At 65.9% G+C, this 25612-nt stretch carries 30 protein-coding genes; 13 read left to right on the plus strand and 17 right to left on the minus strand.

All coding sequences use genetic code 11. The annotated features are described in order from the left end of the window. Positions 1 to 47: 47 nt before the first annotated feature. The 5 genes from ACSQ89_RS00660 to ACSQ89_RS00680 form a co-directional block, all read right to left on the minus strand. Positions 48 to 698, minus strand: a complete 651-nt coding sequence (locus tag ACSQ89_RS00660) for an FMN-binding negative transcriptional regulator (protein WP_436292241.1) — start codon at positions 696 to 698, stop codon at positions 48 to 50. A gap of 90 nt (positions 699 to 788) precedes the next feature. Further along, a complete protein-coding gene (locus ACSQ89_RS00665) occupies positions 789 to 1121 on the minus strand; it encodes a 1-deoxy-D-xylulose-5-phosphate synthase (protein WP_436292242.1) in 333 nt (110 codons plus the stop codon). Between the two features lie 57 nt (positions 1122 to 1178). Then, complete coding sequence (locus tag ACSQ89_RS00670) at positions 1179 to 1601, minus strand: hypothetical protein (protein ID WP_436292243.1); 423 nt, start codon at positions 1599 to 1601, stop codon at positions 1179 to 1181. Further along, on the minus strand, positions 1598 to 2155 hold the full coding sequence (locus ACSQ89_RS00675) for a class IV adenylate cyclase (RefSeq protein WP_436292244.1): 558 nt from the start codon (positions 2153 to 2155) through the stop codon (positions 1598 to 1600). The genes ACSQ89_RS00670 and ACSQ89_RS00675 overlap by 4 nt, the downstream gene beginning before the upstream one ends. Before the next feature lie 37 nt (positions 2156 to 2192). Next, on the minus strand, positions 2193 to 2678 hold the full coding sequence (locus tag ACSQ89_RS00680) for a GNAT family N-acetyltransferase (RefSeq protein ID WP_093104558.1): 486 nt from the start codon (positions 2676 to 2678) through the stop codon (positions 2193 to 2195). A gap of 238 nt (positions 2679 to 2916) precedes the next feature. On the opposite strand from ACSQ89_RS00680, the gene ACSQ89_RS00685 reads away from it, so the two are divergent. Beyond that, complete coding sequence (locus tag ACSQ89_RS00685; protein ID WP_093104557.1) at positions 2917 to 3675, plus strand: carbonic anhydrase; 759 nt, start codon at positions 2917 to 2919, stop codon at positions 3673 to 3675. A gap of 72 nt (positions 3676 to 3747) precedes the next feature. Here ACSQ89_RS00685 and ACSQ89_RS00690 read toward each other — a convergent pair whose 3' ends face one another. The 5 genes from ACSQ89_RS00690 to ACSQ89_RS00710 form a co-directional block, all read right to left on the minus strand. Next, the gene (locus ACSQ89_RS00690; protein ID WP_436292245.1) at positions 3748 to 5037 is read right to left on the minus strand and encodes a cation:proton antiporter; all 1290 of its coding nucleotides are present in this window, start codon (positions 5035 to 5037) and stop codon (positions 3748 to 3750) included. Positions 5038 to 5118: 81 nt separating this feature from the next. After that, positions 5119 to 5319 carry a hypothetical protein gene (locus ACSQ89_RS00695; protein ID WP_436292246.1) on the minus strand — a complete coding sequence of 67 codons (201 nt, stop codon included), beginning with the start codon at positions 5317 to 5319 and terminating at the stop codon, positions 5119 to 5121. A 123-nt stretch (positions 5320 to 5442) separates the two neighbouring features. After that, positions 5443 to 5778: a DUF1090 family protein gene (locus tag ACSQ89_RS00700; RefSeq protein WP_436292247.1), complete on the minus strand. Its 336-nt coding sequence runs from the start codon at positions 5776 to 5778 to the stop codon at positions 5443 to 5445. Positions 5779 to 5884: 106 nt separating this feature from the next. Then, entirely contained in the window at positions 5885 to 6421 is a 537-nt protein-coding gene (locus ACSQ89_RS00705) for a GrpB family protein (RefSeq protein WP_170855550.1), read from the minus strand. Between the two features lie 94 nt (positions 6422 to 6515). Beyond that, complete coding sequence (locus ACSQ89_RS00710) at positions 6516 to 7427, minus strand: LysR family transcriptional regulator (protein ID WP_436292248.1); 912 nt, start codon at positions 7425 to 7427, stop codon at positions 6516 to 6518. 128 nt (positions 7428 to 7555) lie between these two features. Between ACSQ89_RS00710 and ACSQ89_RS00715 the strand changes: the two genes are divergently transcribed. Genes ACSQ89_RS00715 through ACSQ89_RS00730 form a run of 4 tightly spaced genes read left to right on the plus strand, consistent with a single transcriptional unit; the run spans position 7556 to position 11356 of the window. Further along, on the plus strand, positions 7556 to 8488 hold the full coding sequence (locus ACSQ89_RS00715) for a dihydrodipicolinate synthase family protein (protein WP_436292249.1): 933 nt from the start codon (positions 7556 to 7558) through the stop codon (positions 8486 to 8488). Between the two features lie 29 nt (positions 8489 to 8517). Further along, positions 8518 to 9486 (plus strand): Bug family tripartite tricarboxylate transporter substrate binding protein, encoded by a 969-nt coding sequence (locus tag ACSQ89_RS00720; RefSeq protein ID WP_436292250.1) that lies wholly within the window; start codon positions 8518 to 8520, stop codon positions 9484 to 9486. Next, positions 9476 to 10171 carry an SDR family NAD(P)-dependent oxidoreductase gene (locus tag ACSQ89_RS00725; protein ID WP_436292251.1) on the plus strand — a complete coding sequence of 232 codons (696 nt, stop codon included), beginning with the start codon at positions 9476 to 9478 and terminating at the stop codon, positions 10169 to 10171. Before ACSQ89_RS00720 ends, ACSQ89_RS00725 begins: the two co-directional genes overlap by 11 nt. Positions 10172 to 10189: 18 nt before the next feature. Beyond that, positions 10190 to 11356: a mandelate racemase/muconate lactonizing enzyme family protein gene (locus ACSQ89_RS00730; RefSeq protein WP_436292252.1), complete on the plus strand. Its 1167-nt coding sequence runs from the start codon at positions 10190 to 10192 to the stop codon at positions 11354 to 11356. A gap of 18 nt (positions 11357 to 11374) precedes the next feature. Here the strand turns inward: ACSQ89_RS00730 and ACSQ89_RS00735 are convergent, their stop codons facing one another. After that, complete coding sequence (locus ACSQ89_RS00735) at positions 11375 to 11752, minus strand: hypothetical protein (RefSeq protein WP_093104545.1); 378 nt, start codon at positions 11750 to 11752, stop codon at positions 11375 to 11377. A gap of 58 nt (positions 11753 to 11810) precedes the next feature. Further along, a complete protein-coding gene (locus ACSQ89_RS00740) occupies positions 11811 to 12836 on the minus strand; it encodes an alpha/beta hydrolase family protein (protein WP_093104543.1) in 1026 nt (341 codons plus the stop codon). A gap of 134 nt (positions 12837 to 12970) precedes the next feature. Here ACSQ89_RS00740 and ACSQ89_RS00745 point away from each other — a divergent pair, with 134 nt between their 5' ends. After that, positions 12971 to 13876, plus strand: a complete 906-nt coding sequence (locus tag ACSQ89_RS00745) for a DMT family transporter (RefSeq protein WP_093104542.1) — start codon at positions 12971 to 12973, stop codon at positions 13874 to 13876. Between the two features lie 2 nt (positions 13877 to 13878). Here ACSQ89_RS00745 and ACSQ89_RS00750 read toward each other — a convergent pair whose 3' ends face one another. Together ACSQ89_RS00750 and ACSQ89_RS00755 are read right to left on the minus strand one after the other, a co-directional pair. Next, the gene (locus ACSQ89_RS00750) at positions 13879 to 16035 is read right to left on the minus strand and encodes a TonB-dependent receptor family protein (RefSeq protein ID WP_436296057.1); all 2157 of its coding nucleotides are present in this window, start codon (positions 16033 to 16035) and stop codon (positions 13879 to 13881) included. A gap of 45 nt (positions 16036 to 16080) precedes the next feature. Beyond that, positions 16081 to 17211, minus strand: a complete 1131-nt coding sequence (locus tag ACSQ89_RS00755) for a PepSY-associated TM helix domain-containing protein (RefSeq protein ID WP_436292255.1) — start codon at positions 17209 to 17211, stop codon at positions 16081 to 16083. 170 nt (positions 17212 to 17381) lie between these two features. Between ACSQ89_RS00755 and ACSQ89_RS00760 the strand changes: the two genes are divergently transcribed. Together ACSQ89_RS00760 and ACSQ89_RS00765 are read left to right on the plus strand one after the other, a co-directional pair. After that, on the plus strand, positions 17382 to 18314 hold the full coding sequence (locus tag ACSQ89_RS00760; RefSeq protein WP_436292256.1) for a hypothetical protein: 933 nt from the start codon (positions 17382 to 17384) through the stop codon (positions 18312 to 18314). Between the two features lie 70 nt (positions 18315 to 18384). Further along, complete coding sequence (locus ACSQ89_RS00765; RefSeq protein ID WP_436292257.1) at positions 18385 to 19674, plus strand: phospholipase D-like domain-containing protein; 1290 nt, start codon at positions 18385 to 18387, stop codon at positions 19672 to 19674. Positions 19675 to 19701: 27 nt separating this feature from the next. Here ACSQ89_RS00765 and ACSQ89_RS00770 read toward each other — a convergent pair whose 3' ends face one another. After that, positions 19702 to 20364, minus strand: coding sequence for a MarR family winged helix-turn-helix transcriptional regulator (locus ACSQ89_RS00770; RefSeq protein ID WP_436296058.1), 663 nt, complete (start codon positions 20362 to 20364; stop codon positions 19702 to 19704). Here ACSQ89_RS00770 and ACSQ89_RS00775 point away from each other — a divergent pair. Beyond that, complete coding sequence (locus tag ACSQ89_RS00775) at positions 20305 to 21570, plus strand: nucleotide disphospho-sugar-binding domain-containing protein (protein WP_436296059.1); 1266 nt, start codon at positions 20305 to 20307, stop codon at positions 21568 to 21570. The two genes, ACSQ89_RS00770 and ACSQ89_RS00775, sit on opposite strands and share 60 nt — an antisense overlap. Here the strand turns inward: ACSQ89_RS00775 and ACSQ89_RS00780 are convergent. Together ACSQ89_RS00780 and ACSQ89_RS00785 are read right to left on the minus strand one after the other, a co-directional pair. Then, the gene (locus ACSQ89_RS00780) at positions 21551 to 22006 is read right to left on the minus strand and encodes a GNAT family N-acetyltransferase (protein ID WP_436292260.1); all 456 of its coding nucleotides are present in this window, start codon (positions 22004 to 22006) and stop codon (positions 21551 to 21553) included. The genes ACSQ89_RS00775 and ACSQ89_RS00780 overlap by 20 nt on opposite strands. A 75-nt stretch (positions 22007 to 22081) precedes the next feature. Next, positions 22082 to 22570, minus strand: coding sequence for an adhesin (locus tag ACSQ89_RS00785; RefSeq protein ID WP_093104533.1), 489 nt, complete (start codon positions 22568 to 22570; stop codon positions 22082 to 22084). 273 nt (positions 22571 to 22843) lie between these two features. Here ACSQ89_RS00785 and ACSQ89_RS00790 point away from each other — a divergent pair, with 273 nt between their 5' ends. The 4 genes from ACSQ89_RS00790 to ACSQ89_RS00805 all read left to right on the plus strand — a co-directional run bounded on the left by ACSQ89_RS00790 (position 22844) and on the right by ACSQ89_RS00805 (position 25551). Further along, complete coding sequence (locus tag ACSQ89_RS00790) at positions 22844 to 23011, plus strand: hypothetical protein (protein WP_436292261.1); 168 nt, start codon at positions 22844 to 22846, stop codon at positions 23009 to 23011. Between the two features lie 33 nt (positions 23012 to 23044). Next, positions 23045 to 23428: a hypothetical protein gene (locus ACSQ89_RS00795; RefSeq protein WP_436292262.1), complete on the plus strand. Its 384-nt coding sequence runs from the start codon at positions 23045 to 23047 to the stop codon at positions 23426 to 23428. A 70-nt stretch (positions 23429 to 23498) separates the two neighbouring features. Next, on the plus strand, positions 23499 to 24173 hold the full coding sequence (locus ACSQ89_RS00800) for a response regulator transcription factor (protein WP_093104530.1): 675 nt from the start codon (positions 23499 to 23501) through the stop codon (positions 24171 to 24173). Further along, positions 24160 to 25551 carry a sensor histidine kinase gene (locus ACSQ89_RS00805; protein ID WP_436292263.1) on the plus strand — a complete coding sequence of 464 codons (1392 nt, stop codon included), beginning with the start codon at positions 24160 to 24162 and terminating at the stop codon, positions 25549 to 25551. Before ACSQ89_RS00800 ends, ACSQ89_RS00805 begins: the two co-directional genes overlap by 14 nt. Positions 25552 to 25612 lie beyond the last annotated feature (61 nt).

Here is a 25612-nt window from a genome sequence, read left to right on the forward strand (position 1 = left end):
ACGATTTTCTCTGAAGCCGACGTTGAGTTGGAGTCCCCGTCGCTGGGTCAGACGTCTTCACGCCCAGACATAGCGCGCTCGACAACGGAAGCCATTGCCGCAGCGTTCTCAGTCCCTTCGGCGGCAAGCCCGGCGACGGTGCCTAGCCTGTCTTGCAATGCTTCATCTTGACTCGCCTTGAGCTTTCCGACCAAGCGCTCGATTGGAATCTCTATGCCCACCACCGCACGCAAGAGCTTGTCGATGAAGTCCGCTGGCGCGTCCGTCACCTTCCAAGGCAGTTGCTGTGAGGACTCATGAACAGCCGTCAAGCGAACCAGCATGTCACGCAGCCAGGTTTCGTCGTTGATGGCTCGGGCCACGCCGTGTGCGTGTGCGACCGCGTAGTTCCAGGTTGGGACGACCTTCCCGTGCTCTTGCTTACTCGGGTACCAGCCAGGCGTGATGTACGACTGAGGGCCTTGGAACATGACCACTGAATGCTTCGATGCGAGGAGCTGCGTCCACACGGGATTGGCGCGCGAGACGTGGCCAAGAAGTGTTCCGAGCTTGCCGCGCGACCTGTCCAGCAGAAAGGGAACATGGTTTGCGACCAGCCCTTCGCCGCTTGGCGCGACCCACGCGCCCAGCGGGTAGGCCTCTATCAATGCCTGGGCTTCGACAAAGTCGGACTGTGCGTGGTGCTTTGATACGTACACGAAAACTCCGAAGATTCAGTTGAACCATGCACACCTGTGCCGAAGGGGCCGCTTCTGGCCGCATTCTGCCTTTGCACTGGGCGCCAATCTTCAAGCGACCTGTTTCTCGCCCTCGAGCGGTGAGGAGGCAACCCCGCGAACCTTCGACCAGTACTCGTCCTGAACGTCGTCGTCAATGACGGGCCGGACGTGCGTGGCGTACAGAGCGTCCTTGCCGTCCCGGCGGGGTCCTGAAATCCAGCAGTGCTCGCCTGTCTCAACGTCGAAATAGTTCGACTTGAATCCGCTCCCTTTAAGGCTACGAAAAGCCTTGCCTCCGTAGTACAGCGTTGCCCCGGACTTGGAGCAGGTGACTCGGCCGATGCGAGCTGGTCCTGTCAGACCGCCCGACTTCGCTTCGATGTACATGATGCGGCTCTTCATCAGGTTCGTGCTCTTGTGAGAAGTAGGAGGCTGGTGGGAGTGTCCGGTCGTAGCCGTTTACAGCTGCCCGCCGCCCCAGTCGATGTTGTGTTTGAAACCTGGGAAAACTCCCAGGAGTCGTTCAGTGGCCTCCTTGGCGACCATGAAGAACGCAGCGTACGAAGCGTCCTGGCCGCCATCGCGAAAGCCCGAGAGCTCGACGTTGCACGCCAAGACTGAAACGTAGCTCTGCGCGAGCAGCGTCGTGAGGACTCCGTTCTTCGCCGCTGCGACGTACTCGTCATCGATGCCGTCCGCGCTGACCGAAAAGGAAAAAGTTGCGGCAGGTTTGATGGCGGCGGTCAGAGCCGCGCTCATGTTCCTTCCACCAAGCTGCCGACGCCACTCTTGAGAAACGATGCGCCCTTCGTGCACGCTTGCCCAAGGGCGTAGCTCCATCTTTTCAGCAAACCGTTCGTTGATGATTGCGGGTGTTTTCATATTTGACGGGAAAGGCTGCACTGCTCGGCGGACCGCAACTCGGAACGCTGCTTGAGGAGGTCTACGTACGCGACCTCCACCAACTGGGCAGCATCAATCGCGAGACGCTCCATGAGTTGTGCCGCTTCGCGGGTTCCGTCGTCGCGTCCCTCGTCGTCCCGCAGTACCACTTCAAGTTCGAGGAAGGCACCCAGCCCACGAACCTCGTCAAGATGGATGCGCGTACGACCGGCGATATACAGAACCCGATGCTTCACAACTCGCCCGACCGTGCCATAGGCAAGGTTCAGCGCTTCGCGGAGCCCGTCCGGTTCAGAGGTCGGCGTGCGAACATGGAAAACCTCTTTCGGCCCGGCCTGGTCGGGGCGCCGGTAGAAAATCAACTCTCCAGTCCCATCGCTGAATGCCCGCAGCTTCAGCCGACCGCTTGGGCATGCAAAGAAGGTGTCATCCTGGAAGATGTCGGCTGGCCCCGTGTCGGCAAAACTGGCCGTCACGGCAGCTAGCCGTGCAAGGTCCTGCACGCGTGCTTTGATTTCTACGTTTCGAGCCATGTTCACATCTGCCTAGGTAGTTATCGCCGCGTTGCGTTCACGCCTTCACAAGCAGCCCCAGCACGTACTCGTCTACGTAATGTGGCTCGTTGGCCCGTTTGTAGAACTCGCGCAAAGTGCCCTCGTGTAGAAAACCCAGCTTTCCATAGAAGCGCAGTGCTTGCGTGTTGTCGCTCTCGGCGTACAGCTCGATGCGTCGGACACCCTCGGCCTTGAGCCGCTCTATCGCATCAGCAAGCATGGCATGCCCTATGCCTTGCCCGTGGCGTCGCGGGTCTACCGCCAGGGTTCCAAGCAGGGCGACATGCCGCACCCGACCTGGGTAGCGAGTCGCCTTGTAGAAGCCGGCGAGCGAGCCATCGACTTCCCACAGGTAGAAACAACTGCTTCTGATGAGCTCATCGTAGATACCTTCGAACTCGTCGAGCAACATGGGTTCGTAGGTGAGGAACGGTACTACCTTCTCGTGCGCGTAGATTGAGAACACGGCCTCAATGTCTTCAGGCTTGGCAAGTCGGCGCATTCAAGGAATCCTTGGGAATGACAGGAATGGATGGCGGCAGGTATGTCCAGCGGACGACCGCTATTGGCCCGCATTCTGCCCGTCACGGCTCGACCGTGACGCGCTGAAACTTCATCGCAGCGACGAAGCTTCGCGCATTTGCGCCTGCATGTCGGCGGAGTGCTGCAACTGTCTTGGCGATTAAGACTGTGTTCAGGGCTCGTACCTACAATCGCCGGCGTTCACCCAACGAGGATCCATGAAATCAAAACTGTTGCTTGCTGCGGCATGTGCACTGAGCGTCGCACCCCTGGCCTTTGCCCAAGGCCATCCCCATTGGAGCTACCAGGGCCACGGCAGCGCCGCCCACTGGGCTGAGTTGGATGAAAGCTTCAAGCTGTGCAAGCTAGGCAAGCACCAATCGCCGATCAACGTCGACACCCGGGTGGTCGAGAAATCGCATGGCGCGAAGCCCCTCGGCTTTGCCTACGCGGCCGAGACCGGCGAAGTGGTCAACAACGGCCACACGATCCAGGTGAATCTGCCCGCGGCCGGCTCGGTCACCCTCGATGGGGTCGAGTACAAGCTGCTGCAGTTCCATTTCCACACGCCGAGCGAAGAGAAGATCGACGGCAAGGCGTACCCCTTGGTTGCGCATCTCGTGCATAAGAACGCAGAGGGACAGCTCGCCGTCATTGCGGTGCTGTTCAAGGCCGGAAAGGAGAACGCGGCGCTGAAGCCCGTGTTCGACCACCTGCCGGCCAAGGAAGGCGAAACCCTGAAGCTGGACGTCGCCATCAACCCGGCCGATCTGCTACCTGCCGATCGTGCCTACTACGCCTTCATGGGATCGCTGACGACGCCGCCTTGCAGCGAAGAGGTGCGTTGGCAGGTGCTGAAGACGCCAGTCGAGCTCTCCGCCTCGCAGCTTGCCGCGTTCAGGAAGCTCTACAAGATGAATGCACGGCCTGTGCAACCGTTGAATGGCCGCAAGGTGTTGACGGCCAACTCGAATTGAACTGGCTTCCGGCCTCATGCACGCCGCATGCGACCGCGATGACAAGTCCGTCACCGCGCCTCCGGGCGCGGTCTAGGCGCTCGTCGGCCGATCGATCGGCTTCGGGCTCTTCCGGGCGATCAGCGAAAGTAGCGGGCCTGTCGCGGCCGTCGTGACCAGAGCCATCACCAGCAGCATCGTGAACAACTCGGCCCCGATCAGTCCAGCGTCAAGCCCGACCTTGATCACGATGAGTTCCATCAGGCCACGTGAATTCATCAGCGATCCCGTCGCCAGGCTCTCCCGCCAGCCGTAGCCGCACATCCGCGCACCGACCGCGCCGCCAACGATCTTGCCGACGCTGGCCACCAGCAGAATCAGTGCAAGCATGCCCAGGCCGCTGTTCGCGAACGCGCCGGCACTGGTTCCCAGCCCAGCCAGCGCAAAGAAGATCGGCATCAGCACGACGATCGACAGTGGCTCTATCCGCTCGGCCAGCGCGTGCAGAAGCCGGTCGTCGCGCGGAAGAGCAACACCGAAGAGGAACGCGCCGAAGACTGCGTGCAGATGCAGCCATTCAGTGAGCATGGCGCAGACGAACATGCCGATCAGCAGCACTGCCAGCATCATCGGCGAAGGCACGCCGTCCGGCGCGTGGGTGCGCAGCAACCAGGCCAGCATCGGCTTCACAGCGAGGAATACCACGGTCACCAGCACAACCAGGCCGATCGCGATGTGCATGAAACCCTGCAGTCCGGCGCCAGCACTCGCCAGCGCGACAACCAGCGCCAGCAGAATCCACGCCAGCGCATCCACCACGCCGGCGGCGCCGAGCGACAGCTGGCCGACGCGCGTGCGCGTCATGTTGCGGTCCTTGAGGATGCGGGCCAGCACCGGGAACGCGGTGATCGACAGTGCCACGCCGAGGAACAGCGCGAATGGCCAGAATTCCACACCCTGCGGTGCGAGCGCAGGATGAAGGACCGGCGCGATCGCCAGGCCCAGGACCATCGGGAGCACCATGCTCGATACGCCGACCCAGCCCGCAGCCCTGAACTGCGCCCCCATGCCGCTGGGCGCGCGTAGCTCAGCGCCGACGATGAACATGAAGAGCACGACCCCCACGGTCGCGAGCGAGGACAGCCCTGGAAGCGATGCTGGGGGAAAAAGCTGTTGATGCCACTGCGGGAACAGCGCGCCGAACACGACCGGCCCGAGCAGGATCCCCGCCGCCATCTCGCCAATGACCATCGGTTGGCCGAATGCCCGAAGCACGAGGCCGCAGGTCCGAGCGGTGACCAGGATGACGGTGAGCTGCAGGAAGAGGAGTGTCAGGGACATGTGGCCGGTGCCGGTTTGTCGAAGGCCCGCATCCTGCCACACCGCGCACCGACGCTATCGGGCTCTAAGCCGTCCCCAGGACCAGCGCTGGAATGATGCGGGTCATGTGCGCCTTTGCCCTGCCTAGAAGTCCGCAGACTCGGTGGTGTGATAGCCGGTTAGCCGACCACCCTGAGTCGCTTCGGATGCTCGCGCCTGCCCAGTTGAAAACACAAAGGTTGCGGCGGTGAGCGCGACGAACGCGATGAGCAGCCAGAAGCCGAACGTGTAGACGAGCCAGAGCGGGCCTAGGGCAACAAGGAGAAGAAGCAGCGCTCTGAACATGCGGTCAGTTTGCCCCAACCAGCGCAACGCGTTGCGTGATGGAATCGACGAATCACCGGAGAAAAAGCAGGGGCCGCCGTCCGCTCGTAACTGGGCTCTCCCCAACGGATGCGCGGCGAGCCGTTACGGCCCTCCGTGCTTCAACTCGCGCAATTGCTCCTCTGCACGGTTGAGTTCCAGCCGCAGGTCCCGGATTTCTTGCTCCAGCCTCTCGATGCGCGCTGCGCGACTCTGCTCCGGGGCGGCGACCGCCTTGCAACGAGTTTGCAGTGCGGCCAACGCCTCGGCGAGCTGCCTTCGGCGCAGCATTTGGCCTTTGGAGCGGGCGATGTCGATGTCCCGCTCGAGCGCAGCTTCCTTAGCTTTGCAATCGGTGTTGTCCGCCTGGTCTACGGGCTGTGCGATGGCGGGAATTGCCAGAGCCAGCGCGATGGCCAAGAAGGAAGGTTTCACGCGCATACCGGTACCAGTGAGAGCAAGGAGAAGTCGAGTTTGCCAGCAACTTCCCACGGTCGGCCGCTACCGGTTGCTCCGCCGGTCTCGCAACACGCTGACCGGCCCGCCTCTACGCCAGCCCGATCTGCGCGTGTATCTCTTTGATCACAGCCTCTTTTTCCCGGTTGTAGACCTCTGGATTGACCGGATCGATCATGTGAGCATGGTCCTTGGCTTCCTCGTACTTCCTACGCAGGTCTGGACGTCGATGGAGGATGTCCATGAATGCCAAGGAGTCCTTGTGAACCGGATCACCCCGATGGCAGATGTGTATGTTGATGTTGAACCTGCGTCCGTCGTGTTGAATGCACCCGCAGACGTACGGCTTCTCATCTTTGTCCACCCACACGGCACGCCGGTGAAATCCAAGCCTCTCAAACTCCTCTTGCGCAGCGCGTAGATCCTCTCGGCTCGTGATGGCGGCGATATCCACCATGGGTTTGCCCCGCAAACCGCGGATGGCTGTGCTCCCAATGTGAACGAGCTCCACGCCCTCCAGATTCTCTTGGACGTATCGCCGTACTTGCGCGAACACATCGGAGTACGCGGGATCGTAGGGCAGGATGTTGCGGTGCTCCAAGCCCTCGTCAAACGTGTCGACCTTCATGGCGCCTCCATGCGATGCAGCGACGAGATCGTCCCTGGTTGCGAAGTGTCCTTTCGCCGAGCGGTCAGGGCTGTCAAAGACCGGACCGTATAGCTCAGACGCGTCGCGCCGATTGCATAGCCGCCCTCCAGAACATTTCTGCCGCCCTCGGCAGCTGTCCCGGCGTGCGGAACAACCGGATCTCGAGCTCCACATTCCATTTGCCGTCTCCGACCGGCAAGAGCGTTCCTTCCGCCAGCTCGGTTTGAATGAGGCTGACAGGCAGCCAGGCGATACCGCGCGCCTCGAGCGCCATCGTCTTCAAGACCGTCGCAAGGTGCGCGGTGAGGACCACGTTCGTCGCCAGCTGCTCGAGCCTGGCCCCGAGGACGGCGCGCATGATGCGGCCCAGGCCGGACTCGGTGCTGTAGGCGAGCATGGGAACGCGCGCCGAATCCGTGCCGCGCAGCGCATGGACCGGCGTGTTGCGTTTACCGGGGGCGCAGACCGGGATCAGCGCGTCGGCACCGACCACGCACGAGGGAAAGCCGCCTGCCTCCAGCCGCCCGGGAACCTGCGCATGCCCATGGCACAGCAGGAATTGCGTGCGGCCTTGCAGCATCAGTGCTTCGCATTGCTGCATCACGTCCGACACCAGTTGCATCGGGCCGGCGGACGCACCGGATTCCAGTCCGCGCAGCCATGCCGGCATGAAGGTCAGCGACAAGGCGTGCGTGGAGGCGATCCGCAGCGTGGCCGAACTCGCGTCGGCGACGGCGCGCGCCTCGTCCGGCATGCGGGCCACGCGCGCCAGCAGCTCCTGCGCCGATGAGCGGAACCACTCGCCGGCTTCGGTCAGCGTTGCCGGATGGCTGGTGCGGTCGACCAGCACCACGCCGAGCCACTCCTCCAGCGCGCGGATGCGCCGGCTGAAAGCCGGCTGGGTCATGTGCCGCTCCTCGGCGGCTCGGGAGAAGTTGCCCGTAGCGGCCAGGGCGAGGAAGTCTTCGAGCCACAAGAAATTCATCGGCGGTGCTTTGGCGGCATACAAGAAGAGAAAACGGGCATTGGCCTTTGGCGCGCTGCAGGGCGACCATGGGGCCACTCGGACGCGACTTGCTCGCCGTTCCAGGAGTTTTTAACCCAGGAGACATCATGCCGACCATCCAGAATTACCGCGGGATCATTCCTGCCATCGCCTGCCCCTTCACGCGCGACTTCCGCATCGACGAGCCCGAGCTGCGACGCCATGCGTCCTGGCTGGCCGAGCAGCCCGGCGTGGTCGCGGTCATGACCAACGGCCACACCGGCGAGGTGTTCTCGCTGACGGCGAAGGAGCGCGCGGAGGTCACGCGCATCGTGGCCAGCGAGCTCGAGGGCAGGCTCCCGGTGATCTCCTCGATCGTCTGCGAAGGCCTGCTGGAAGCCAAGGAGCATGCGCGCATGGCGCGCGACGCGGGCGCCCGCGCACTTGACGTGATGCCGCCGCACCACTGGCTGCGCTTCGGCTTCCGCGCCGGGCACGTCGCCGACTACTTCGAGGCGATCTCGGAGGCCGGCCTGGACCTGGTGGCCCACGTGTATCCCGCCTGGACGCGGGCCGCCTATTCGTCCGCCACGCTGGCAGAACTGGCGAAGCTGCCGTACGTGCAGGCCTTCAAGGTCGGCCAGCGCGACATGAACAAGTACGCAAGCGACATCAAGGCGATTCGCGAGGCCGATGCCTCCAAGTCCATCCTCACCTGCCATGACGAATACCTGCTGGCGTCGATGGTGCAGGGCGTCGACGGTGCACTGGTCGGCTTCGCGACCTTCATTCCCGGCCTCATCAACGATCTCTGGGAAGCGGTCAAGGCCGGCGACCTGAAGAAGGCCATGAAGGTCCAGGCCCTGATCACGCCGCTGAAGGACGCGGTGTATGGCGGCGGCGAGCCCACGGGCGAGGCGCATGCACGCATGAAGGCCGGTATGTATCTCGCCGGCGTCATCAAGGACCCGACCGCCCGCCCGCCGACCGAAGCGCCGAGCGAGGCCGAGATGCAGGCGCTGCGCGCCGCGCTCGACAACGCGGGTCTGCTGAAGCGCTGAGCGCGCGGCGAGACCCAAGGATGACTGCCATGCAACGCAGAAAATTCGCGCATTGCGCACTGTCCGCCATGCTGCTCGGTCTGGCAGGCGCCGCCGGCGCCCAGGCCTGGCCGAGCAAGCCCATCACGATGATCATTCCGTTCCCGCCCGGCGGCACGCTCGACACGGTGGGCCGCATGCTGGCGCAGAAGCTCGGCGAGCAGCTGGGCCAGAGCGTGGTCGTCGACAACCGCGCCGGCGCCGGCGGCGCCATCGGCTCGGCGGCCGTCGCCCGCGCGGCGCCCGACGGCTACACGGTCCTCTTCAGCCCGTCGACCTTCACCACCACGCCGATGGTGGTGAAGACGACGCCCTACGACGTCAACAAGGACTTCCAGCCCGTCGCGCTGGTCGCGAAGGCGCCGCTCTCCGTTGCGGTCAACAAGAACCTGCCGGTGAACGATCTCAAGGGCTTGATCGCGCATGCGAAGTCCCACCCCGGCAAGCTGAGCTTCGCCATCGGCTCGCCGGCCTCGGCAGGCCATCTGTCGACCGAGCTGCTCAAGCGCGCGAGCGGCATCGACTACCTGGTCGTGCCGTACAAGGGCTCCGGCCCGGCCTACCAGGACCTGATCGGCGGCCAGATCGACGGCTTCGTCGATCCGGTGCTCGGGTCGGCGCAGTACGCGAAGAGCGGCATGCTGAAGGTGCTGGCCGTGACCTCGAAGACGCGCATCGCGAGCATGCCCAACACGCCGACGGTCGCGGAGACCGTGCCCGGCTACGAGTTCTACAGCTGGTACGGCATGTGGGCGCCGGCAAAGATGCCGCAGGAGATCGCGCAGCGGCTGAATGCCGAGATCAACAAGGCGCTGGAAGCGCCCGACATCAAGGACAAGCTCACCGTCCAGGGCCTGCTGCTGACGCCGGGCAGCATCGCCGACTTCGCCACCTTCCAGAAGGAAGACATGGCACGTTCGGCCAAGATCATTTCCGAGGCGAACATCCGTGCCGAATAGCCCGCATGCCCTCGTGACCGGCAGCAGTTCCGGCATCGGCCTCGCCATCGCGCAGGCCTTGCTGGCGGCTGGGTGGCAAGTCACCGGTTTCGATCGATCTGCGCCGGCCATCGCGCACGCCGCGTTCACGGCCGTCGAGGTCGACCTCTCGGACGCAGCCGCGACCGACGACGCGGCGCGGCAGGCGGCCGGCGTCACGGCCTTCGTCCATGCGGCGGGCGTGCTGCGCGTCGGCGCCATCGGAAGCCTGAACCCGTCCGACGGCGAGCTGATGTGGCGCTTGCACGTCGACGCCGCCACGCGCATCGCCGACGTGCTGGTGCCGGCCATGGCAGCGGCAGGCCACGGCCGCGTCGTCCTCGTCGGCAGCCGCGTCGCGCAGGGCAAGGCCGGCCGGAGCCAGTACGCCGCGTCCAAGGCAGCGCTGGTCGCGCTGGCGCGCAGCTGGGCGGCGGAAGTGGCCGCGCGCGGCGTCACGGTGAACGTGGTGTCGCCGGCGGCCACGCAGACCGCGATGACCTCCGACCCTTCGCGCGCCGCGGAAGCGCCCGTGCTGCCGCCGATCGGGCGCCTGATCAGGCCAGACGAGATTGCCGCACTCGTCGGCTTTCTCCTGTCTGCGCAAGCCGGCGCCATCACCGGCCAGGACATCCAGATCTGCGGCGGCTCCTCGCTGCCGCGCTAACCCTGATCGAGTTCGACCATGAAGATCATCGACATCAAAGAAGAGACCAAGCCCATCAAGTCCAACATCCGCAACGCCTACATCGACTTCTCGAAGATGACCCTGAGCCTCGTGGCCGTGGTCACCGACGTGATTCGCGACGGCAAGCCGGTGGTGGGCTACGGCTTCAATTCGAACGGCCGCTACGGCCAGGGCTCGCTCATCCGCGAGCGATTCCGCCCCCGCATCCTGGAGGCCGACCCCGCCTCGCTGATCGACGACAAGCACGACAACCTCGATCCCCACAAGATCTGGGCCGCCATGATGACGAACGAGAAGCCCGGCGGGCATGGCGAGCGCTCGGTCGCGGTCGGCACCATTGACATGGCCGTGTGGGATGCGGTCGCCAAGATCGAACAGAAGCCCCTGTACCAGTTGCTCGCCGAGCGCTACGGCTCCGGCCGCGCCGAGCGCAAGGTCTTCGTCTACGCGGCCGGCGGCTACTACTGGCCGGGCCAGGGCATCGAGGGCCTGGAGCGCGAGATGCGCAGCTACCTGGACCGCGGCTATTCCGTCGTCAAGAAGAAGATCGGCGGCGCTTCGCTGGCCGAGGACCGCAAGCGCATCGAGGCGGTGCTCAGGCTGCTCGGGCCGGGCCAGAAGCTGGCGGTGGACGCCAACGGCCGCTTCGACCTGAAGACCGCCATCGAGTACGCGAAGGCGCTGTCGGAGTACGACCTGTTCTGGTACGAGGAAGCCGGCGATCCGCTGGACTATGCGCTGCAGGCCGAGCTCGCCCAGCACTATCGCAGCCCCATGGCCACCGGCGAGAACCTGTTCTCGATGCAGGACGCACGCAACCTGATCCGCTACGGCGGCATGCGGCCCGACCGCGACTATCTGCAGTTCGACTGCGCACTCAGCTACGGCCTGGTGGAGTACCTGCGGACCTTGGAGATGCTGAAGGAAAACGGCTGGTCTGCGTCGCGCTGCGTCCCGCATGGCGGCCACCAGATGTCCCTGGCGATCGCAGCCGGCCTGGGTCTGGGAGGCAATGAGTCCTACCCCGACCTGTTCCAGCCTTACGGTGGCTTTCCCGATGGCGTCAAGGTCGACAACAGCTACGTCGTGCTGCCGGAGCTTCCGGGCATCGGCTTCGAGGGCAAGACGGACCTTTATGCGGAGATGAAGAGGCTGGCTTCCTGATGCGCCGCGGAGAAAGCGTCAAGTACGAAACTCGGCGATGCGACGCGCAAGCAGCAGTGCCGAAGCGAGCATCAGCATGAACCCGCTGGCAGCTTCGGACCATATGGTCGTGTTGGTCGCGAGCGTGTGTTCGGAGCAGAGCGCAAGGGTGTAGTGGCCGAGGCCGCCGAGCCCGAGGGCACCGTACGCGCCGACAAGAAGCACGCCGAGCGCACGAAGCCCCAGCCGAGCGACGAGCAGACCGGCGATGCCAAGGCTGTTGACGGCCAGCCAGGCGAGATACACCTGCTCCCGGGTGAGCCAGCTCGGCATGTTGGGATAGAAGGCGATGAACTCGGCGTTGTGGGCGAAGTGCGCCAGGCTGGCGACGAAGTACACCGCGACGAGCACCCACATATGCGCGGGCAGAAGTGACCTTTTGAGCATTGGCGCATTGTGTGCTGGACGGTGCGGATCAAGGCAGCAGGTGCCGGCTGAAGAAGGCGGTGGTCTTGCGGTCCACCTCCGGCATCGCGCTGCGATCGAAGCCCGGCGGGTCGTTGAGCATCTCGCCGACAAGGCCGGTGAGCCCCGGCGGCGGCGGCGACAGCAGCGCGCCGTGGCCGCCGGTGGGCAGGTCGGCGATGTGTTCGCAGCGCGGCATGCAGGCCTCAAGCACCCGGTCGCTGTGGAAGCGCGGCACCAGCCAGCGGTCTTGCTGCGCGGTGATCAGCCCCAGCGGCACGCGCGGCACGGCCAGCGATGCCATGTCGAAGTCGGCGGAGGAGGGCACGCCGGCCACCACGGCGGCCACGCGCGCATCGGTGTGGGAACGCGGCGCGGCATCGTCGAAGCGATGGCGGATCACGGCCAGGGCGGCCCACTTTTTCACGCCGTCGAAGATGCCGCCGGTCAGCCGGGTGATCAGGCCGGCGCAGGACTGGAAGTCCTCCACCAGGTGCGCCTCGCAATGCTGCTTGAAGCCCGCCGGCGACCAGCGTCCGCCGGCCATGCTCAAGGCCGTGTGGCCGCCGGCCGACATGCCGTAGACGCCGACCTTGTCCAGCTTCAGCAGCGGCGCGAAGCGCGCGTCGCGCCCGACCGCGTCGATGGCCCGCGACACCTCGGCCGGCCGCATCGTCCAGCTGTCGGGGCCGGGGTCGCTGTCGTCCCTGTAGTTGTCGGCCCGGTGCTCGGGCATGGCGACGACGAAGCCGGCTTCCACCAGGCTGCGCGCCAGGTCCGCATGCACCCAGGGCGAGCCGCCCGAGCCATGCGAGATCACCACCAGCCGGCCATTCCCGCGCGCCGGCATACCCTGCGGCGCCAGCGTCAGCGTGAAGCGCCCGCGCTTGACCGGCCGGGCCTCGTCGCCCGACGGGTAGTACAGCGTGACCGGGCCGTCGTCGGCCGTGGCGGGGATTTCGCCCAGGCCGACGGAGGCCTGCGCCAGGCCGGACAGCAGCGCCAGCACCAGGGCCGGCCAACGGAATGAACGCATCGAATCAGCTCCTCATCAAAACTTGAAAATGGAAGTATTCGTTTTGCCTGCGCAGGCTGCGGGATAGAGAACTTCATCCGCACAAGGCCGGCATCTCGTGGCATTCTCGGCCGCTTGAGTTTGAACGGGCTGGCATGAAAAACAGGACGCGCGGCACGGTCGAGATGACCGCCGCCATGGTGATTTCCGGAACCATCGGATGGTTCGTCGTGCAATCGGGTTTGCCGATCATCGACCTGCTGTTCTGGCGCTGCGTCTTCGGCGCCGCGACGCTCCTGATCGTCTGCGCGGCCATGGGCATGCTGCGCGGCAAGCTCCCGCTTCGGCTCATCGGCTGGGCCGCGCTCGGCGGTGCGGCCATCGTGCTCAACTGGGTGCTGATCTTCGCCTCGTTCTCGCGCGCCTCCATCTCCATCGCCACGGCGGTCTACAACACCCAGCCTTTCATGCTGGTCCTGCTGGGCGCGTTGCTGTTCTCCGAGCGGCTGACCGCGAACAAGTTCATGTGGCTCGGCCTGGCCTTCATCGGCGTGCTGCTCATCGTGCAGGCCAAGTCCGATGCGGACTACGCTGGCGCCGGCTATCTCACCGGCATTCTGTTGGCGCTCGGCGCGGCCTTCTTCTATGCGCTGGCCGCCATCATCACCAAGAAGCTCACCGGCACGCCGCCGCACCTGATCGCGCTCATCCAGGTCTGCGTCGGCATCCTCATGCTGGCGCCCTTCGCCCACTGGTCGCAGCTCCCCACCGACAGCCAGGCGTGGGGCAACTTCCTCATCATGGGTGCCGTGTACACCGGCCTCGTGTTTGTGCTGCTCTACGGCGCGATACAGAAACTGCCGACGCACGTGACGGGCGCACTGTCCTTCGTCTACCCCATCGTCGCGATCGTCGTCGACTTCGTGGCCTTCGACAATCTGCTGCATCCGGTGCAGATGTTCGGCGTGGCCGCCATCCTGCTGGCGGCCGCGGGCATCAACCTCGGCTGGTCCTTCGGGCGGGCGAAGGCCTGCGTCGAAGGATCCCGGGCGCTCGATTGAGCTCAGAACGCCACTGAGGCCTGGACGTACAGCGTGCGCGGCTGGCCGACGTACTTGCCGCCGTTGTTGTCGACCGAGCGCGTGTAGTAGCGGCGGTCGAACAGGTTCTTCACGCCGACGGCCAGCTTCAGGTTGCTCCGCTGCGGACCGAAGTCGTAGCCCGCGCGCAGGTTCACGGTCGCGTAGCCGGGAATGTCACCGAGCCGCCCGCTCGCATCTTCCAGCGTGACGTACTGGGCGCCCGCGTCGGGCGATCCGGGCGAGCGCTGTTTGGACTGCGCGAACACGTCCGCATTCAAGGTCCAGGGACCGCGCTGGTAGCGCGCGCCGAGCGATGCCACCTGGCGCGAGTAGAAGGGCAGGTCGCGCCCGGCGAAGACGCCGGCCTTGGAAATGGCCTGCGTGTAGGTGTAGGTCGCATAGACCGAGAAGCCCTTGAGCGCGGCGTTCAGCGCCCCGAGCTCGTAGCGCATCGCCGCTTCCAGGCCGCGATGCCGTGTCGCGCCCAGGTCGGTCCACGTGCCTTCGCCCACGATCGAGCGGGCCAGCTGCAGTTCCTTGTCGAAGTCGATGTTGAACAGCGTCAGCTCGGAGCTCCAGGCTTCGCCCTTGTAGTGGGTGCCGATCTCGTAGGTGTTGGCTTTTTCGGGGTGCAGGCCCTCCGTGGCCTGAGCGAGCTGCGCGTACTGCTGCGGCCCGAAGGAAACGCCCGCGTTCGCGAACAGCGACCAGCGATCGCTCATGCGGTACATGACCGACAGCGTGGGCAGCACCTCGTTGGAGTCGATCTTCGGAAACAGGGTGCTGGTGATCCTGCTGCCGGTGAGGTTCACCACGTCGTTGTGCGTGCGGATGGCTTCGTAGCGCACGCCGGGCGTGACGGTCCAGTTGCTGAAGTCGATCCGGTCGTCGATGTAGAACGCATGCGCGGTCGTGCCGCCCGCGCTGGTCTGGTAAGTCGGCGAGGCCAGCGTGTAGGCATCGAAACCCGGACGCGGCCGGTAGAACGCGCTGCGCGTCGCCACTTCCGAACTCGACTCCTTCAGGTAGCGGTAGCCGACGCTGACTTCCTGGACCACGCTGCCGGAATCGAAGAGCCGCGAGTAGCGGGGCTCGACCGCGAAGGTGTTGTAGTTGCGCGGGGCCGCGGTGAGGCGGCGCAGGCCGGCGCTGGCGCCGGTGCCGTCCTGCTCGATGTGGCTGCCGCGAAAGGAGTCGGTGTAGTAGCTGAGCAGCTCGAACTTGTTGATGCCGTCGTTGTGCGTGTACTTGATCGAGCCGTCGGTCCGGCGCCCGGTGAATTCGTCGAAGGGGCGGTCGGACTGGAAGGGGTTCGCGGCGTACTGCGCCGTGGTCAACCCGCCCGGCATGCGCCCGCTGCCCTCGAAGTGATGCAGCGACAGCGCGATGTCGTCGTATTTGGAGAAACGGTAGGCACCCTTCAGCATCACGTCGTCGATCCTGGTGCTGTCGTTGCTGCTGCGATAACCGTCACCGTGCGTTCCGGAATACAGGAGCGCCAGGCCGAGCCCCTGCTCGTTGGTGCCGCCGACGAACAGGCTCGGCGTCGTCTTGACGCCGCCGCCGTGGCTCGCGCTCTCGACGCCGATGCTCGCGTCGGCAGTGAACTGCCGGGGAATCGAACGCGTCACGAAGTTGATGATCCCGCCGACGTTCTGCGGGCCATAGCGCACCGAGCCCGCGCCCCGCACCACGTCGACCGCCTCGAGGCTGCCGAGCGACAGCGGTGCCAGCGACAGCTGCGGCTGGCCGTACGGCGCATACGCCAGCGGCACGCCGTCCAGCAGGATGGTGGAACGCGGCGACAGCCGGGACGTCAGCCCGCGCACCCCGACATTGAGCGAGATGTCGCTGCCGCCGGTGCCGTTGCTCTCCTGCACCTGCACACCGGGGATCTGGCGCAGCACGTCGCGCACGCTGGTGGAGCCGCTTTCCTCGATCTGCTTGCGTTCGATGATGGTGCGTGCGCCGGGATGTTCGAGCACCTTGGTTTCGCTGGGGCTGCCGAGCCAGTCGCCGGTGACGGTGACCGTTTCCAGCTGCGCGCCGGGCGACGCATTGGCTTCGGCAGCAAGGGCTTGCAGGCTGATCTGAAGCAGCGCGATGGCGATGGCCACACGGGTTTTTTGGGGGGACAAGGCTTCTCCTTCGAATAAGAAATCAGGCGAGCAGGACGGCCTGGCTCAGGACGTCGTGCGGCTGGAAAGTGCGTTGCTGCGGGCGGCGCCGGCCACGGCGCGCCGGCGCCACCAGAGCCAGACGCCGCTCAGGCCGACGCCGCCGAGCGCGAGGCCGAGCAGGGCAGTGACGGCTTCGTGCACCGGCCCGCCGAGCACGCCGGTGTGCAGCGGATAGATCACCGCCGCCGCGCCGTTGCCGGCGTCGAGCTCCTGCCATCGGCGCACCGCCAGCACCTCGCCCGTTCGCGGATGCAGCCAGACCGAGCTGATGCCGTTCGGATGCGGATCGTCGGCAAGCCGGAAGCGCACGCGCAACGGACGGTCGGCCTTGGCGGGTACGTGCATGTAGCCGATCGGCTGGCCCGGAAACTCTTGCTGCGCACGGGCCACGAGTTCGTCGAGCGAAAACCGCGACCCGGCTGGCGTCCCCTTGGGCACCACGGGCGGCTTGACGGGCTGCTGCCCGATCGCGGTGGAGATGAAGTTGCCCAGCGGCCGCCAGGCCATGTAGGCGCCTGTCGCTACCGAGACGGCGATCAGCAGCCCGAGCACCGCGCCGCCGGTGCGGTGCAGGTCGAACAGCCCGCGCAGCAGGCCGCGATGGAGCGTGATGCGCAACGAGGGCGGCCAGCGCGTCGGCCACCAGAGCACCAGGCCGGTGATCAGAAGGAACAGATAGGCCAGCGCAGCGCAGGCCAGGATGCCCTTGCCGGCGTCGTCCAGGAGCAGGCTGCTGTGCAGCTCGAAGAGCAGGTTGTACGCACCTTCGTGCGTGCCGCGCCGTCCTTGTTCTGCGCCGGTCGCGGGGTCGAGGTAGAGCGTGCCCTCCCACTTGCCGCGCACCATCACCCAGAGCGTTTCGCCGGGCTTGCGCGGCGGGCGCAGCGTGAGGTTGGTGTCCGGGCCGAACTCGGCCAGGAGGCGCTGGCGCAGCGACTCGAGCGGCAGCGCCGCTGTCGCCGCGTCACCGGCCGTGCGTGCGACGAAGAAGGCGGGATGGGCGTAGCGGTCGAGCGGCAGCGCCACCACCAGCATCGCGCCGAGCAAGGCGGTGAGGGCGAGCAGCGGACCGAGCGAGAGGCCGATCCAGCGGTGAATCCTGAGCCAGAGACGTCTCAGCGGGGCGCGCAGCATGAACAACAGGGACGGGGAGTCCCATCATGATGGTTGTTGGCTGCGCACCGCTGGCGGTGCGTTGGCTGGGAAGGGGGGGTGGGAAAAAGATGCTAACGCATTTCCCATCGTCGGCCAGAATGCCGAGCCGCTCGAACGCGGCCATCAATATCAACAATGGAGTTTCGACCGTGACCTTGAGGATCCCTTTTTCCACCCTGGCCATGACGGCCGCGATCGTGGTGCTGGCCGCGGGCTGCTCGACGCAGTCCCGCACCTCTTCTCAAGCCGCCGCTCCGGCGCCGGCAACCCAGGCGGCACCGGCACCGGCCGCGCCTCCGGCACCGCCGGTGCCCGAGGGCATGAGCTACGACGAGCTCACCGGCGTGCTGGGCACCGGCAACGAGAAGCGCGTCAGGCAGGAGCTGGTCGGCAAGACCGTGGCGCTGAACCTTGCCAAGGCCAAGGGCCGCGGGGTGCCAGCCGGGCACTACGAGGTCGATGACACGGATGCGATCTACTTCCGCTGCAGGACCGCCGCCCCCGGCTTCGCAGGCGGCGAGATCAGCACCAAGGTCAGCGGCTATCGCTTCGTGACCAAGGCCAAGCAGAAGATCGTCGACCTCGAACGCTGCGCACCGCCAGAGCCCGTCAGGACTGCCGCGGCACCGGCCGCAGCGCCGGCACCTGCCGCGGCACCCGCACCGCAACCGGCAGCACCCGCCCGTTCGAGCGGCGGCGTCGCCAAGGCCGGCATGGACGCGCAAGGCAACGTGGTCGATTCATCCAAGGTCGAGGCCGGCAGCGGCCGCACCGTGAAAGGCCTGAACGACTACGAGGGCGAGATCACCGGCAACCCCGCGCCCAACAGCAAGTTCAGCAAGTTGCAGATCGGCATGCCGGCGCGCCAGGTGACCGACCTCGCGGGCCCGCCCACCGACCAGGGCGCCTACATCACGGGCAAGGCCTGGATCCCCTTCTACTTCGGCGCCGACCGGCATCGCTTCGAGATGACCTACAAGGGCCAGGGCCGCCTCATCTTCGCCGGCGGCGGAATGGGCGATTTCTCCAGCGGCCACCTGATCTGGATCATCCACAACGCCAACGAGGCCGGCTACCGCTGATCGAAGACCTGGGCCTGGTGCCGGTCCAGCGCTTACGATCCCGCGCACCGGCATTCTGCGAAAGGGCTACATGAGCGATGGTTTCCTGGCAACGCTCTCGTGGCCCTCGGCACTCGCCTTCGTGCTGGCGCTCCTGGTCGTCCTGCTCGGGCTCGTCATCTGGTCGATCCGCCGGCACCGCGATCCACGCCTCGTAATCGACTGCGATGCGCCGATCACCGAACTGATGCCGTCGCTGTCCGGTCTGACGCAAGGCACGATCTACGAAGGCAACGCGGTCGAGCTGCTGGCGAACGGCGCCTTCTTTGACGCGATGTTCGAAGAGATCCGCGCCGCCACCTGCTCGGTGCACTTCGAGACCTTCCTGTGGAAAGAAGGCGTTCTCGGCACGCGCCTGGTCGATGCGCTCGTCGAACGCCGCCGCGCCGGCGTGCCGGTGCGCGTGCTGGTCGACGCCGATGGCGGAAAGAAGATGGGCGAGGGCGCCTCGCGCCGCCTGCGCGAGGCCGGCTGCCGGCTCGCGATGCACCACCCGCGCCACGTGCGCAACATCGGCGTCTTCAACGACCGCGACCATCGCAAGCTGGTGGTGGTCGACGGCAAGGTGGCGCTGGTCGGCGGCCATTGCATCGTCGACGGCTGGCTCGGCGACGGGCAAGACCGTGAGCACGTGCGCGACCTCGGCGTGCGCCTGCGCGGGCCCATCGTGCATGCGGTGCAGGCCGCCTTCAGCGAGAACTGGGTGGAAGACACCGGCGAGCTGTTCGTCGGCGACGCGGTGTTCCCGCCGCTCGAGCGCGTGGGCGAGGTGGCGGTGCATGTCGCGAGCCTCAAGCCCGAAGGCTCGCCGCCGGCGGTGAAGATCCTGCACCACCTGGTGGTGTGCGTCGCGCGCAAGCGCATCCGCATCCAGAACCCTTACTTCCTGCCGGACCGCGAGGCCATCGACGCGCTGTGCGAGGCGGCGCAGCGCGGGGTCGACGTGCGCGTGATGGTGCCCTCCACCGAGGCCTCCGACATGCCCATGGTGCAGCACGCCGCACACCGCAACTTTCATTTGCTGCTGGCCGGCGGCGTGCGCATCTTCGAATACCAGAAGTGCCTGCTGCACCAGAAGGTGATGACCATCGACGGCGCCTGGTGCGCCATCGGTTCGAGCAACTTCGACGATCGCTCCTTCGAGACCAACGACGAGATCACGCTCGGCCTGCGCGACGAGGCGCTGGCCGCGCAGCTGGAGGAGATCTTCGAGCGCGACACGCGCGACTGCATCGAGCTGCAGGCCGACGCGTGGGCGCGCCGCGGGCTGTGGCACCGCTGCAAGGACAACGTGCTCTACGTGTTCAACGAGCTGCTGTGAGATGGACGCCTCGGGTGATGCCGCCGGCTATCGCTCACCCCTCGATTGCATCAATGCGCGATGCAGCTTGTCCAGCCCTCGCACGAGGGCGCGAACTTCGGCGAGCGACAGCGCCGCTGTCCACTGCCCGACCTCCGCGTGGTCGTCCGTGTTCCGGCGCTTCCAGAAGCGATGGTGCTGCTTCGTGAGGTGCAGGCGGCGCACGCGGCCGTCCTGCTCGTCCGTGGTGATCTCGAGGAAGCCTTTGCGCTCGAGCACGTTGGCGATCTGCTTGAGGTTCTGGTGGCTCATTGCCAGCGTTGAGGCCAGTTGCTTGAGCGTCGGCGCCTCGGCCTGACCTTGCAACACCTGCAGCACCATCGCCTGCTGGGTCGTGAGGCCGCTGTCCGAAAGCTGCCGATCCATGCGCGTGCGCAGCTCCATGCCGTTGGCGAGCAGAAGCCGGAACAGCAGGACGCGCTCGGCCTGCTCGGCATCGCGATCGGCCTCGAGTCCGAGGCTAAGAATTTGACGGCGCAACTCCATAGGGAATATATTACCTATATTCGATCGGCCTGACGACTCCTGAAGTGAGGTGGCATCATGATCGCGCTGTTCCCCCACTGCGGCTTTCTCTCCGAGACCTCGCGCATGCTGGCCATTGCGCGCGCGCTTGTGCAGCGCGGCGAACAGGTCGTCGTCGCCACGCATGGCGGCCCCTACACGCGCGTGCTCGACGAGGCAGGCATGCCCTACACGCTGCTGGCACCGGCAATGGACGACCGGCGCTGCGAGGAATACTTGGCCGGCATCGTCACGCTCGGCAAGCCCGGCGCCCGGCTCCAGCCGGCGGACGAAGTGCGCGCCGGCGTGCGCAGCGAGGTCGAGTTCCTGCGTGCGCACGCGGCCAGCATGGTCGTGATCGGGTTCACGCTGACGGCTTACCTTTCGGCGCGGGTGGTCGGCATCCCGCTCGCCGCTTCGCATGGCGGGTCCTATGTTCCACCGGTGTTCGAGCAGGGCCTTGCACCCGCACCATCGCAGTCGCCGGTTCCCCGGCTCGATTGGCTGCCGGCTCCGATGCAGAAGCTGATGGCCAATCTCGGGCCGCCGCGCATGCGTGGGCCGGTCGCATTCCTGAACGAGATCGCGGCGGAACTCGGCGTCGAACCTGTGCCCAGCCTGGCCGCGCTGATGCTCGGCGATCTGACCTTGGTCACCGACGTTCCCGAGGTGCTCGGCATCTCCGACGCCGACATGTCGGCATGGAGGCCGAATGGTCACGGGGCCTACCGGGTAGACACGAGGCTGCGCTACGTCGGCCCGCTCTATGCCCGGCTCGACCTGCCCATTTCCGCGCGCGTGGAAGCCTTCCTCGGCGATGCGCGATCCACGGCCTACGTCTGCCTGTCGTCCAGCACGCCGGCGTACATACGACGTGTCGTGTCCGGCGTCCGTGATGCGGGCCTGCGGGTGCTCGTTGGCGCAACAATCCATGAACTGCGCGACCTGGAGAACTCCGACGTCCTGGTGGAAGGCATCCTGCCAAGCCATCGCATCATGCCGCGCGTCGCGGTGGCGCTGATCATGGGCGGCCAGGGCAGCGTGCAGACGGCAATGGCCGGCGGCACTCCCTTTGTCGGCTTTCCCCTGCAGCCTGAGCAGGAGCTCAACGTGGCCCTGGCCGTGCGCCAGGGCATGGCCATCGCGATCGGCCCGCGACGCGCGGACGAAGCGAAGGTTGCGCGGGCGGTGCGCGAGATCGTCACCCAGCCGGCATACGCGGCGGCCGCCGCGCGCACGCGGCAGCACTACATCGATGTCGATGGCGCCGGTCGCGCTGCCGAGGCCGTGATCGAGCACCTTCGCGAACGCGCGCGTGGCGACGTGACGATGGCTACAGCCGCATCGTCATGAACACGCTGTACGGGTCTTCGGCATAGCCACCGAAGGGCCCGCTGCGCGCGAACCCAAAACTCTCGTAGAGTCTGTGGGCAGGCTCGAAGGCCTCCTGCGGGCCCGTCTCGAGGCTCAGGCGCCGATAGCCGCGAGACCTTGCGACCTCGATGATGTGGGCGAGGATCGCGCGTCCGGCGCCTTGGCGGCGAAGTGCGCTGGGCGTGCGCATCGACTTGATTTCGCCATGCTCCAGATCCAGTTCTTTGAGGGCGCCGCAACCCAGCAGGAGCGAGTCGTTCCAAGCAGACCAGAAGGTGATCCCGGGCTGGCGAAGCTTGGCCAGATCGAGCGCGTGAACGCTCTCGGGCGGCGACACCGCATACATGTTCTGCAGGTGCTCATCGAGCAGTGCATGGATTTCGGGGCGCGAGAGGTCGTCGATTTCGATCTTCATATGTTCGCGCGATTCTCAATCAAAAAAAAGCCCGCAACGCGCGAGCGCTGCGGGCTTTTGCGACCGACCTCTTGCTTACTTGCTGACGCCGAGCGAGCCCGACCCTTGAGCCTTGCCGCCGGCCTTGGCGCCGGCGCCACTGGGCTTCAGTGCATCGCCGGCCGAGCCCGCGGCTCCGGCCGCGCCATCGACCGTGCTGCCCACGGCATTCGTGGCGCCGCCGACCGCATTGGTCGCGCCACCCACCGCACCCGTGGCGCCCCCGACCACGCCGCCGATGGTTCCGCCGGCGCCGCTCGTCGCGTTGCCGACCGCTTCGGTCGCCGTTCCGGCGCCTGCGCTACCAGCCCTGGTCTGCGCGCCCGCATCGGTGCGCGCGCCGGCCTTGGCGCCTGCACCCGTAGTGCCTTGCTTGGGCGCTGCATTGGCTTTGCCCGATGTGTTGACGTCGGCACCCACGCCTACGCCCACGCCGACGGACTGTGCCTGGGCGAATCCGCTCATGGCGAGAAGACCCGCGAGCAATGCGCCGAGCGCGATACGGTGTTGGTTATGCATCTTCATGTGTGACGGTCCCTTTCATTGAATGGTCACTGACAACGAACCGGCTTGCGGCCAGTTCGGGGTGAACCGTAGGCGAGGCGTCGCATGTCGCCATGTGCGGATGTGCCGCTCATGGGTGTGGGAAGTGGCTGTCGGCGAGATGAAGGGCTGATACGTTGGGCCCGCGCGCGTCGTAACGAGTTGTGCAAGTCACATGCCTCGCCCAGCGGCTGGGCAAGTGTAGAAAATTGCCCGATGCTCGCGCCCCTGCTCTGAACAGCCCACGGACCACCCATGAACTACCTTCGAGCGCTTGCTCAGACCCGGCGTCATCCCTCGGCAGTCCTGCTGCTGGTGCAGCTGGCTGGCATCCTCGTCTATCCCTTTGTCGAGTCGACTCGCGCGGGAGCCCACGCACTGGCCGTGTTCGGGCTCTTGGTGCTGCTCGTGTCTCGCGGCTGACCGGGCTGACGCTGCAGCCGCGCAGGTGATCGAATGAACCTCGACCCGTTCATCAGCGTCGATCAAACACCGTTCTCGTCTTCAAGAGAAGCGGTGGTGAAGATGCGAGGCAAGCCCACGAGAACGAGCCGAAACGGCGTCGGACTCCATGAGCTCGACTACGAATCGGTCATCTACCGATTTCAGGACAGCGGCAGGTTGGAAGAGATCACCATGCAAGCGCCGGTGGTGAACATCGGCAATCTGTCGGTGCCATTCACCGTGCTTGCATCCTTCATTCGCACCGCGGATTCGTCTGCGTTCGAGAGGGCAGGCTTTATCGTCTCTCCCAGGTTCGGACTTGCCTTCGATCCGGATGAGCCCTTCTGGATCACCGCACTTGCCGCTCACTGCCTCGACGCATGGCGCGCTCTGTGAAACCGGAAACGGCCTGGCGCGCAAGAGGCTTGCGGTTAGCATCGCCAGGAGACACGCAGTCAGGAAATCAATGCGGATATTGCTCGTCGAGGATGATCGGGTGCTGGCGGATGCGCTTTCGCGCGCGCTGGTGCAGTCCGCCCATGCCGTCGACGTCGTCTCCACCGGCGAGGAGGCCGACCATGCCCTCGCCCTGGGCATCTATGACCTGGCAATCCTGGACATCGGCTTGCCGGGGCTGAGCGGACTGGATGTGCTGAAGCGCCTCCGGGGGCGCAAGTCCACGACGCCCGTGCTGATGCTCACCGCCTTCGACACCCTCGCAGACCGTGTCCGCGGGCTCGATCTGGGCGCCGACGATTACCTGGCCAAGCCGTTCGACCTGCCGGAGCTGGAAGCGCGCGTGCGGGCGCTGCTGCGCCGCAGTACCCGGTCCACACCCTACCTCGAACATGGTCGGCTGCGCTTCGATACCGTGGGCCGCCGCGTGTTCCACGAAAAGCGGCCGTTGGATCTGTCGCCGCGCGAACTCGCCTTGCTAGAACTGCTGCTGATGCGCGCGGGGCGTGTCGTGAGCAAGGAGCACATGGTCAACCATCTCTATGGCTGGGGCGAAGAGGTCGGCGACAACGCGATCGAGGTCAACGTCTACAGGCTGCGCAAGAAGCTGGAGCCGCTCGGTTGCGAGATCCGCACCGTGCGCGGCATGGGCTACCTGATCGACAGCAGCGATGTGGAGGCCTGAGCCTCGGCTGCAGCGCAAGCTGCTGGCTTGGCTGCTCGGGCCGCTCGCCGTACTGCTGGTGCTCGATACCGCCGCCGCCTACTGGAACTCGCTGCGGTTCTCCAACCTCGCCTACGACCGCGCGCTGCACGAGATCGGACGCGAGATCGCGCTGCATGTGAAGCTCGACGGAACACGTCCCCGGCTCGAGCTCTCGGAGGTCGCGGCCAACATCCTGTTGCTGGATCAGGAAGACCAGCTCTTCTACCGCGTTGTCGGCGAGGACGGAGCCAATTTGGGCGGCGATGCGCAATTGCCTCCACCGCGCGTTGAAAAGACCGCCAAGCCGGACTTCTACGGCGATGTGGTGCGCGGGGAGCCGGTGAGAATGATGGTGGCGTGGATGCCCATCGGTCCGGACGCCGGGCCTCCGCTGGTTCTGGTGCAGGTGGCCGAAACGCTCAACAAGCGAGCGCGCTTCACCTGGGAGATGGTCGCCAATGTGGTGCTGCCGCAGCTGCTCCTGATCGTCATGGCGACAGCGGTGGTCTGGTTCGGGGTTTCGCGTGGGCTCGAGCCGCTGCAGCGGCTGCGGCGTGCCGTATCAGACCGCTCGCACCTCGACCTGAGCCCGGTCGACACCCACGACGTTCCGGGAGAGGTGCGGCCGCTGGTGGATGACGTCAACGAGTTGATGGCACGCCTTGGGCGCACCTTCGATTTCCAGAACCGCTTCGTGGCGGACGCCGCTCACCAGCTGAAGACACCGGTCAGCGGCCTGAAGGCCCAGATCGAGCTGGCGCTGCGGGAGAACGATCCGCAGCGGGTGCGCCATTCGCTCGCGCAGCTCTATATCAGCGCAGACCGGCTGTCGAGGCTGGTGCGCCAGCTGCTTTCGCTGGCCCGCAACGAGCCCGGTGCGCTCGACTCCATGCAATTGCAGCCGCTGGACCTGAATGCTCACGCCCTGGAGGTGAGCATGGAGTGGGTGCCGCAGGCGATCAAGCGAAACATCGACCTCGGCTTCGAAGGTGCCGATCATCCGCTGATGATCGACGCCGACCGGGACCGCTTGCGTGAGCTGGTCAATAACCTGATCGACAACGCGATCCGCTACAGCCAGTCGGGCGGCCGGGTGACCGTGCAGGCCCGCCAGATCGGAAACGACCAATGCCGCCTGGCCATCAGCGACGATGGCCTCCGAATCCCTGTCGAGGAGCGCGCCCGCATCTTCGAACGCTTTCACCGCCTCCTCGGCACGCAGGAGGATGGCAGCGGTCTCGGTCTCGCCATCGTCAGCGAGATCGCCACGCTGCACGGCGCGCGCATCACGCTGGAGGAAGACGCCGACGGCGTGGGCAACACCTTCAGCGTCTTCTTCCCATTGCGCGCTGCCTGATCGGCGCAGCAGCGCTCTGTAAGCTTACTGACAGCTCGCAGACAACCGGCTGTCAGCGCGC

Origin of the sequence: Variovorax sp. LjRoot175, from assembly GCF_964253805.1 — a bacterium.
Classification (GTDB): Bacteria; Pseudomonadota; Gammaproteobacteria; order Burkholderiales; family Burkholderiaceae_C; genus Variovorax.

Bases quoted from the DNA above. Each gene is read 5' to 3' on its own strand.
- ACSQ89_RS00665 (WP_436292242.1), bottom strand. From the start codon at position 1,121: ATGAAGAGCCGCATCATGTACATCGAAGCGAAGTCGGGCGGTCTGACA.
- ACSQ89_RS00670 (WP_436292243.1), bottom strand. From the start codon at position 1,601: ATGAAAACACCCGCAATCATCAACGAACGGTTTGCTGAAAAGATGGAG.
- ACSQ89_RS00675 (WP_436292244.1), bottom strand. From the start codon at position 2,155: ATGGCTCGAAACGTAGAAATCAAAGCACGCGTGCAGGACCTTGCACGG.
- ACSQ89_RS00680 (WP_093104558.1), bottom strand. From the start codon at position 2,678: ATGCGCCGACTTGCCAAGCCTGAAGACATTGAGGCCGTGTTCTCAATC.
- ACSQ89_RS00685 (WP_093104557.1), top strand. From the start codon at position 2,917: ATGAAATCAAAACTGTTGCTTGCTGCGGCATGTGCACTGAGCGTCGCA.
- ACSQ89_RS00695 (WP_436292246.1), bottom strand. From the start codon at position 5,319: ATGTTCAGAGCGCTGCTTCTTCTCCTTGTTGCCCTAGGCCCGCTCTGG.
- ACSQ89_RS00700 (WP_436292247.1), bottom strand. From the start codon at position 5,778: ATGCGCGTGAAACCTTCCTTCTTGGCCATCGCGCTGGCTCTGGCAATT.
- ACSQ89_RS00705 (WP_170855550.1), bottom strand. From the start codon at position 6,421: ATGAAGGTCGACACGTTTGACGAGGGCTTGGAGCACCGCAACATCCTG.
- ACSQ89_RS00710 (WP_436292248.1), bottom strand. From the start codon at position 7,427: ATGAATTTCTTGTGGCTCGAAGACTTCCTCGCCCTGGCCGCTACGGGC.
- ACSQ89_RS00715 (WP_436292249.1), top strand. From the start codon at position 7,556: ATGCCGACCATCCAGAATTACCGCGGGATCATTCCTGCCATCGCCTGC.
- ACSQ89_RS00720 (WP_436292250.1), top strand. From the start codon at position 8,518: ATGCAACGCAGAAAATTCGCGCATTGCGCACTGTCCGCCATGCTGCTC.
- ACSQ89_RS00730 (WP_436292252.1), top strand. From the start codon at position 10,190: ATGAAGATCATCGACATCAAAGAAGAGACCAAGCCCATCAAGTCCAAC.
- ACSQ89_RS00735 (WP_093104545.1), bottom strand. From the start codon at position 11,752: ATGTGGGTGCTCGTCGCGGTGTACTTCGTCGCCAGCCTGGCGCACTTC.
- ACSQ89_RS00740 (WP_093104543.1), bottom strand. From the start codon at position 12,836: ATGCGTTCATTCCGTTGGCCGGCCCTGGTGCTGGCGCTGCTGTCCGGC.
- ACSQ89_RS00745 (WP_093104542.1), top strand. From the start codon at position 12,971: ATGAAAAACAGGACGCGCGGCACGGTCGAGATGACCGCCGCCATGGTG.
- ACSQ89_RS00755 (WP_436292255.1), bottom strand. From the start codon at position 17,211: ATGCTGCGCGCCCCGCTGAGACGTCTCTGGCTCAGGATTCACCGCTGG.
- ACSQ89_RS00765 (WP_436292257.1), top strand. From the start codon at position 18,385: ATGAGCGATGGTTTCCTGGCAACGCTCTCGTGGCCCTCGGCACTCGCC.
- ACSQ89_RS00775 (WP_436296059.1), top strand. From the start codon at position 20,305: ATGCTGGCCATTGCGCGCGCGCTTGTGCAGCGCGGCGAACAGGTCGTC.
- ACSQ89_RS00770 (WP_436296058.1), bottom strand. From the start codon at position 20,364: ATGCGTGGCGACGACGACCTGTTCGCCGCGCTGCACAAGCGCGCGCGC.
- ACSQ89_RS00780 (WP_436292260.1), bottom strand. From the start codon at position 22,006: ATGAAGATCGAAATCGACGACCTCTCGCGCCCCGAAATCCATGCACTG.
- ACSQ89_RS00785 (WP_093104533.1), bottom strand. From the start codon at position 22,570: ATGAAGATGCATAACCAACACCGTATCGCGCTCGGCGCATTGCTCGCG.
- ACSQ89_RS00790 (WP_436292261.1), top strand. From the start codon at position 22,844: ATGAACTACCTTCGAGCGCTTGCTCAGACCCGGCGTCATCCCTCGGCA.
- ACSQ89_RS00795 (WP_436292262.1), top strand. From the start codon at position 23,045: ATGAACCTCGACCCGTTCATCAGCGTCGATCAAACACCGTTCTCGTCT.
- ACSQ89_RS00800 (WP_093104530.1), top strand. From the start codon at position 23,499: ATGCGGATATTGCTCGTCGAGGATGATCGGGTGCTGGCGGATGCGCTT.
- ACSQ89_RS00805 (WP_436292263.1), top strand. From the start codon at position 24,160: ATGTGGAGGCCTGAGCCTCGGCTGCAGCGCAAGCTGCTGGCTTGGCTG.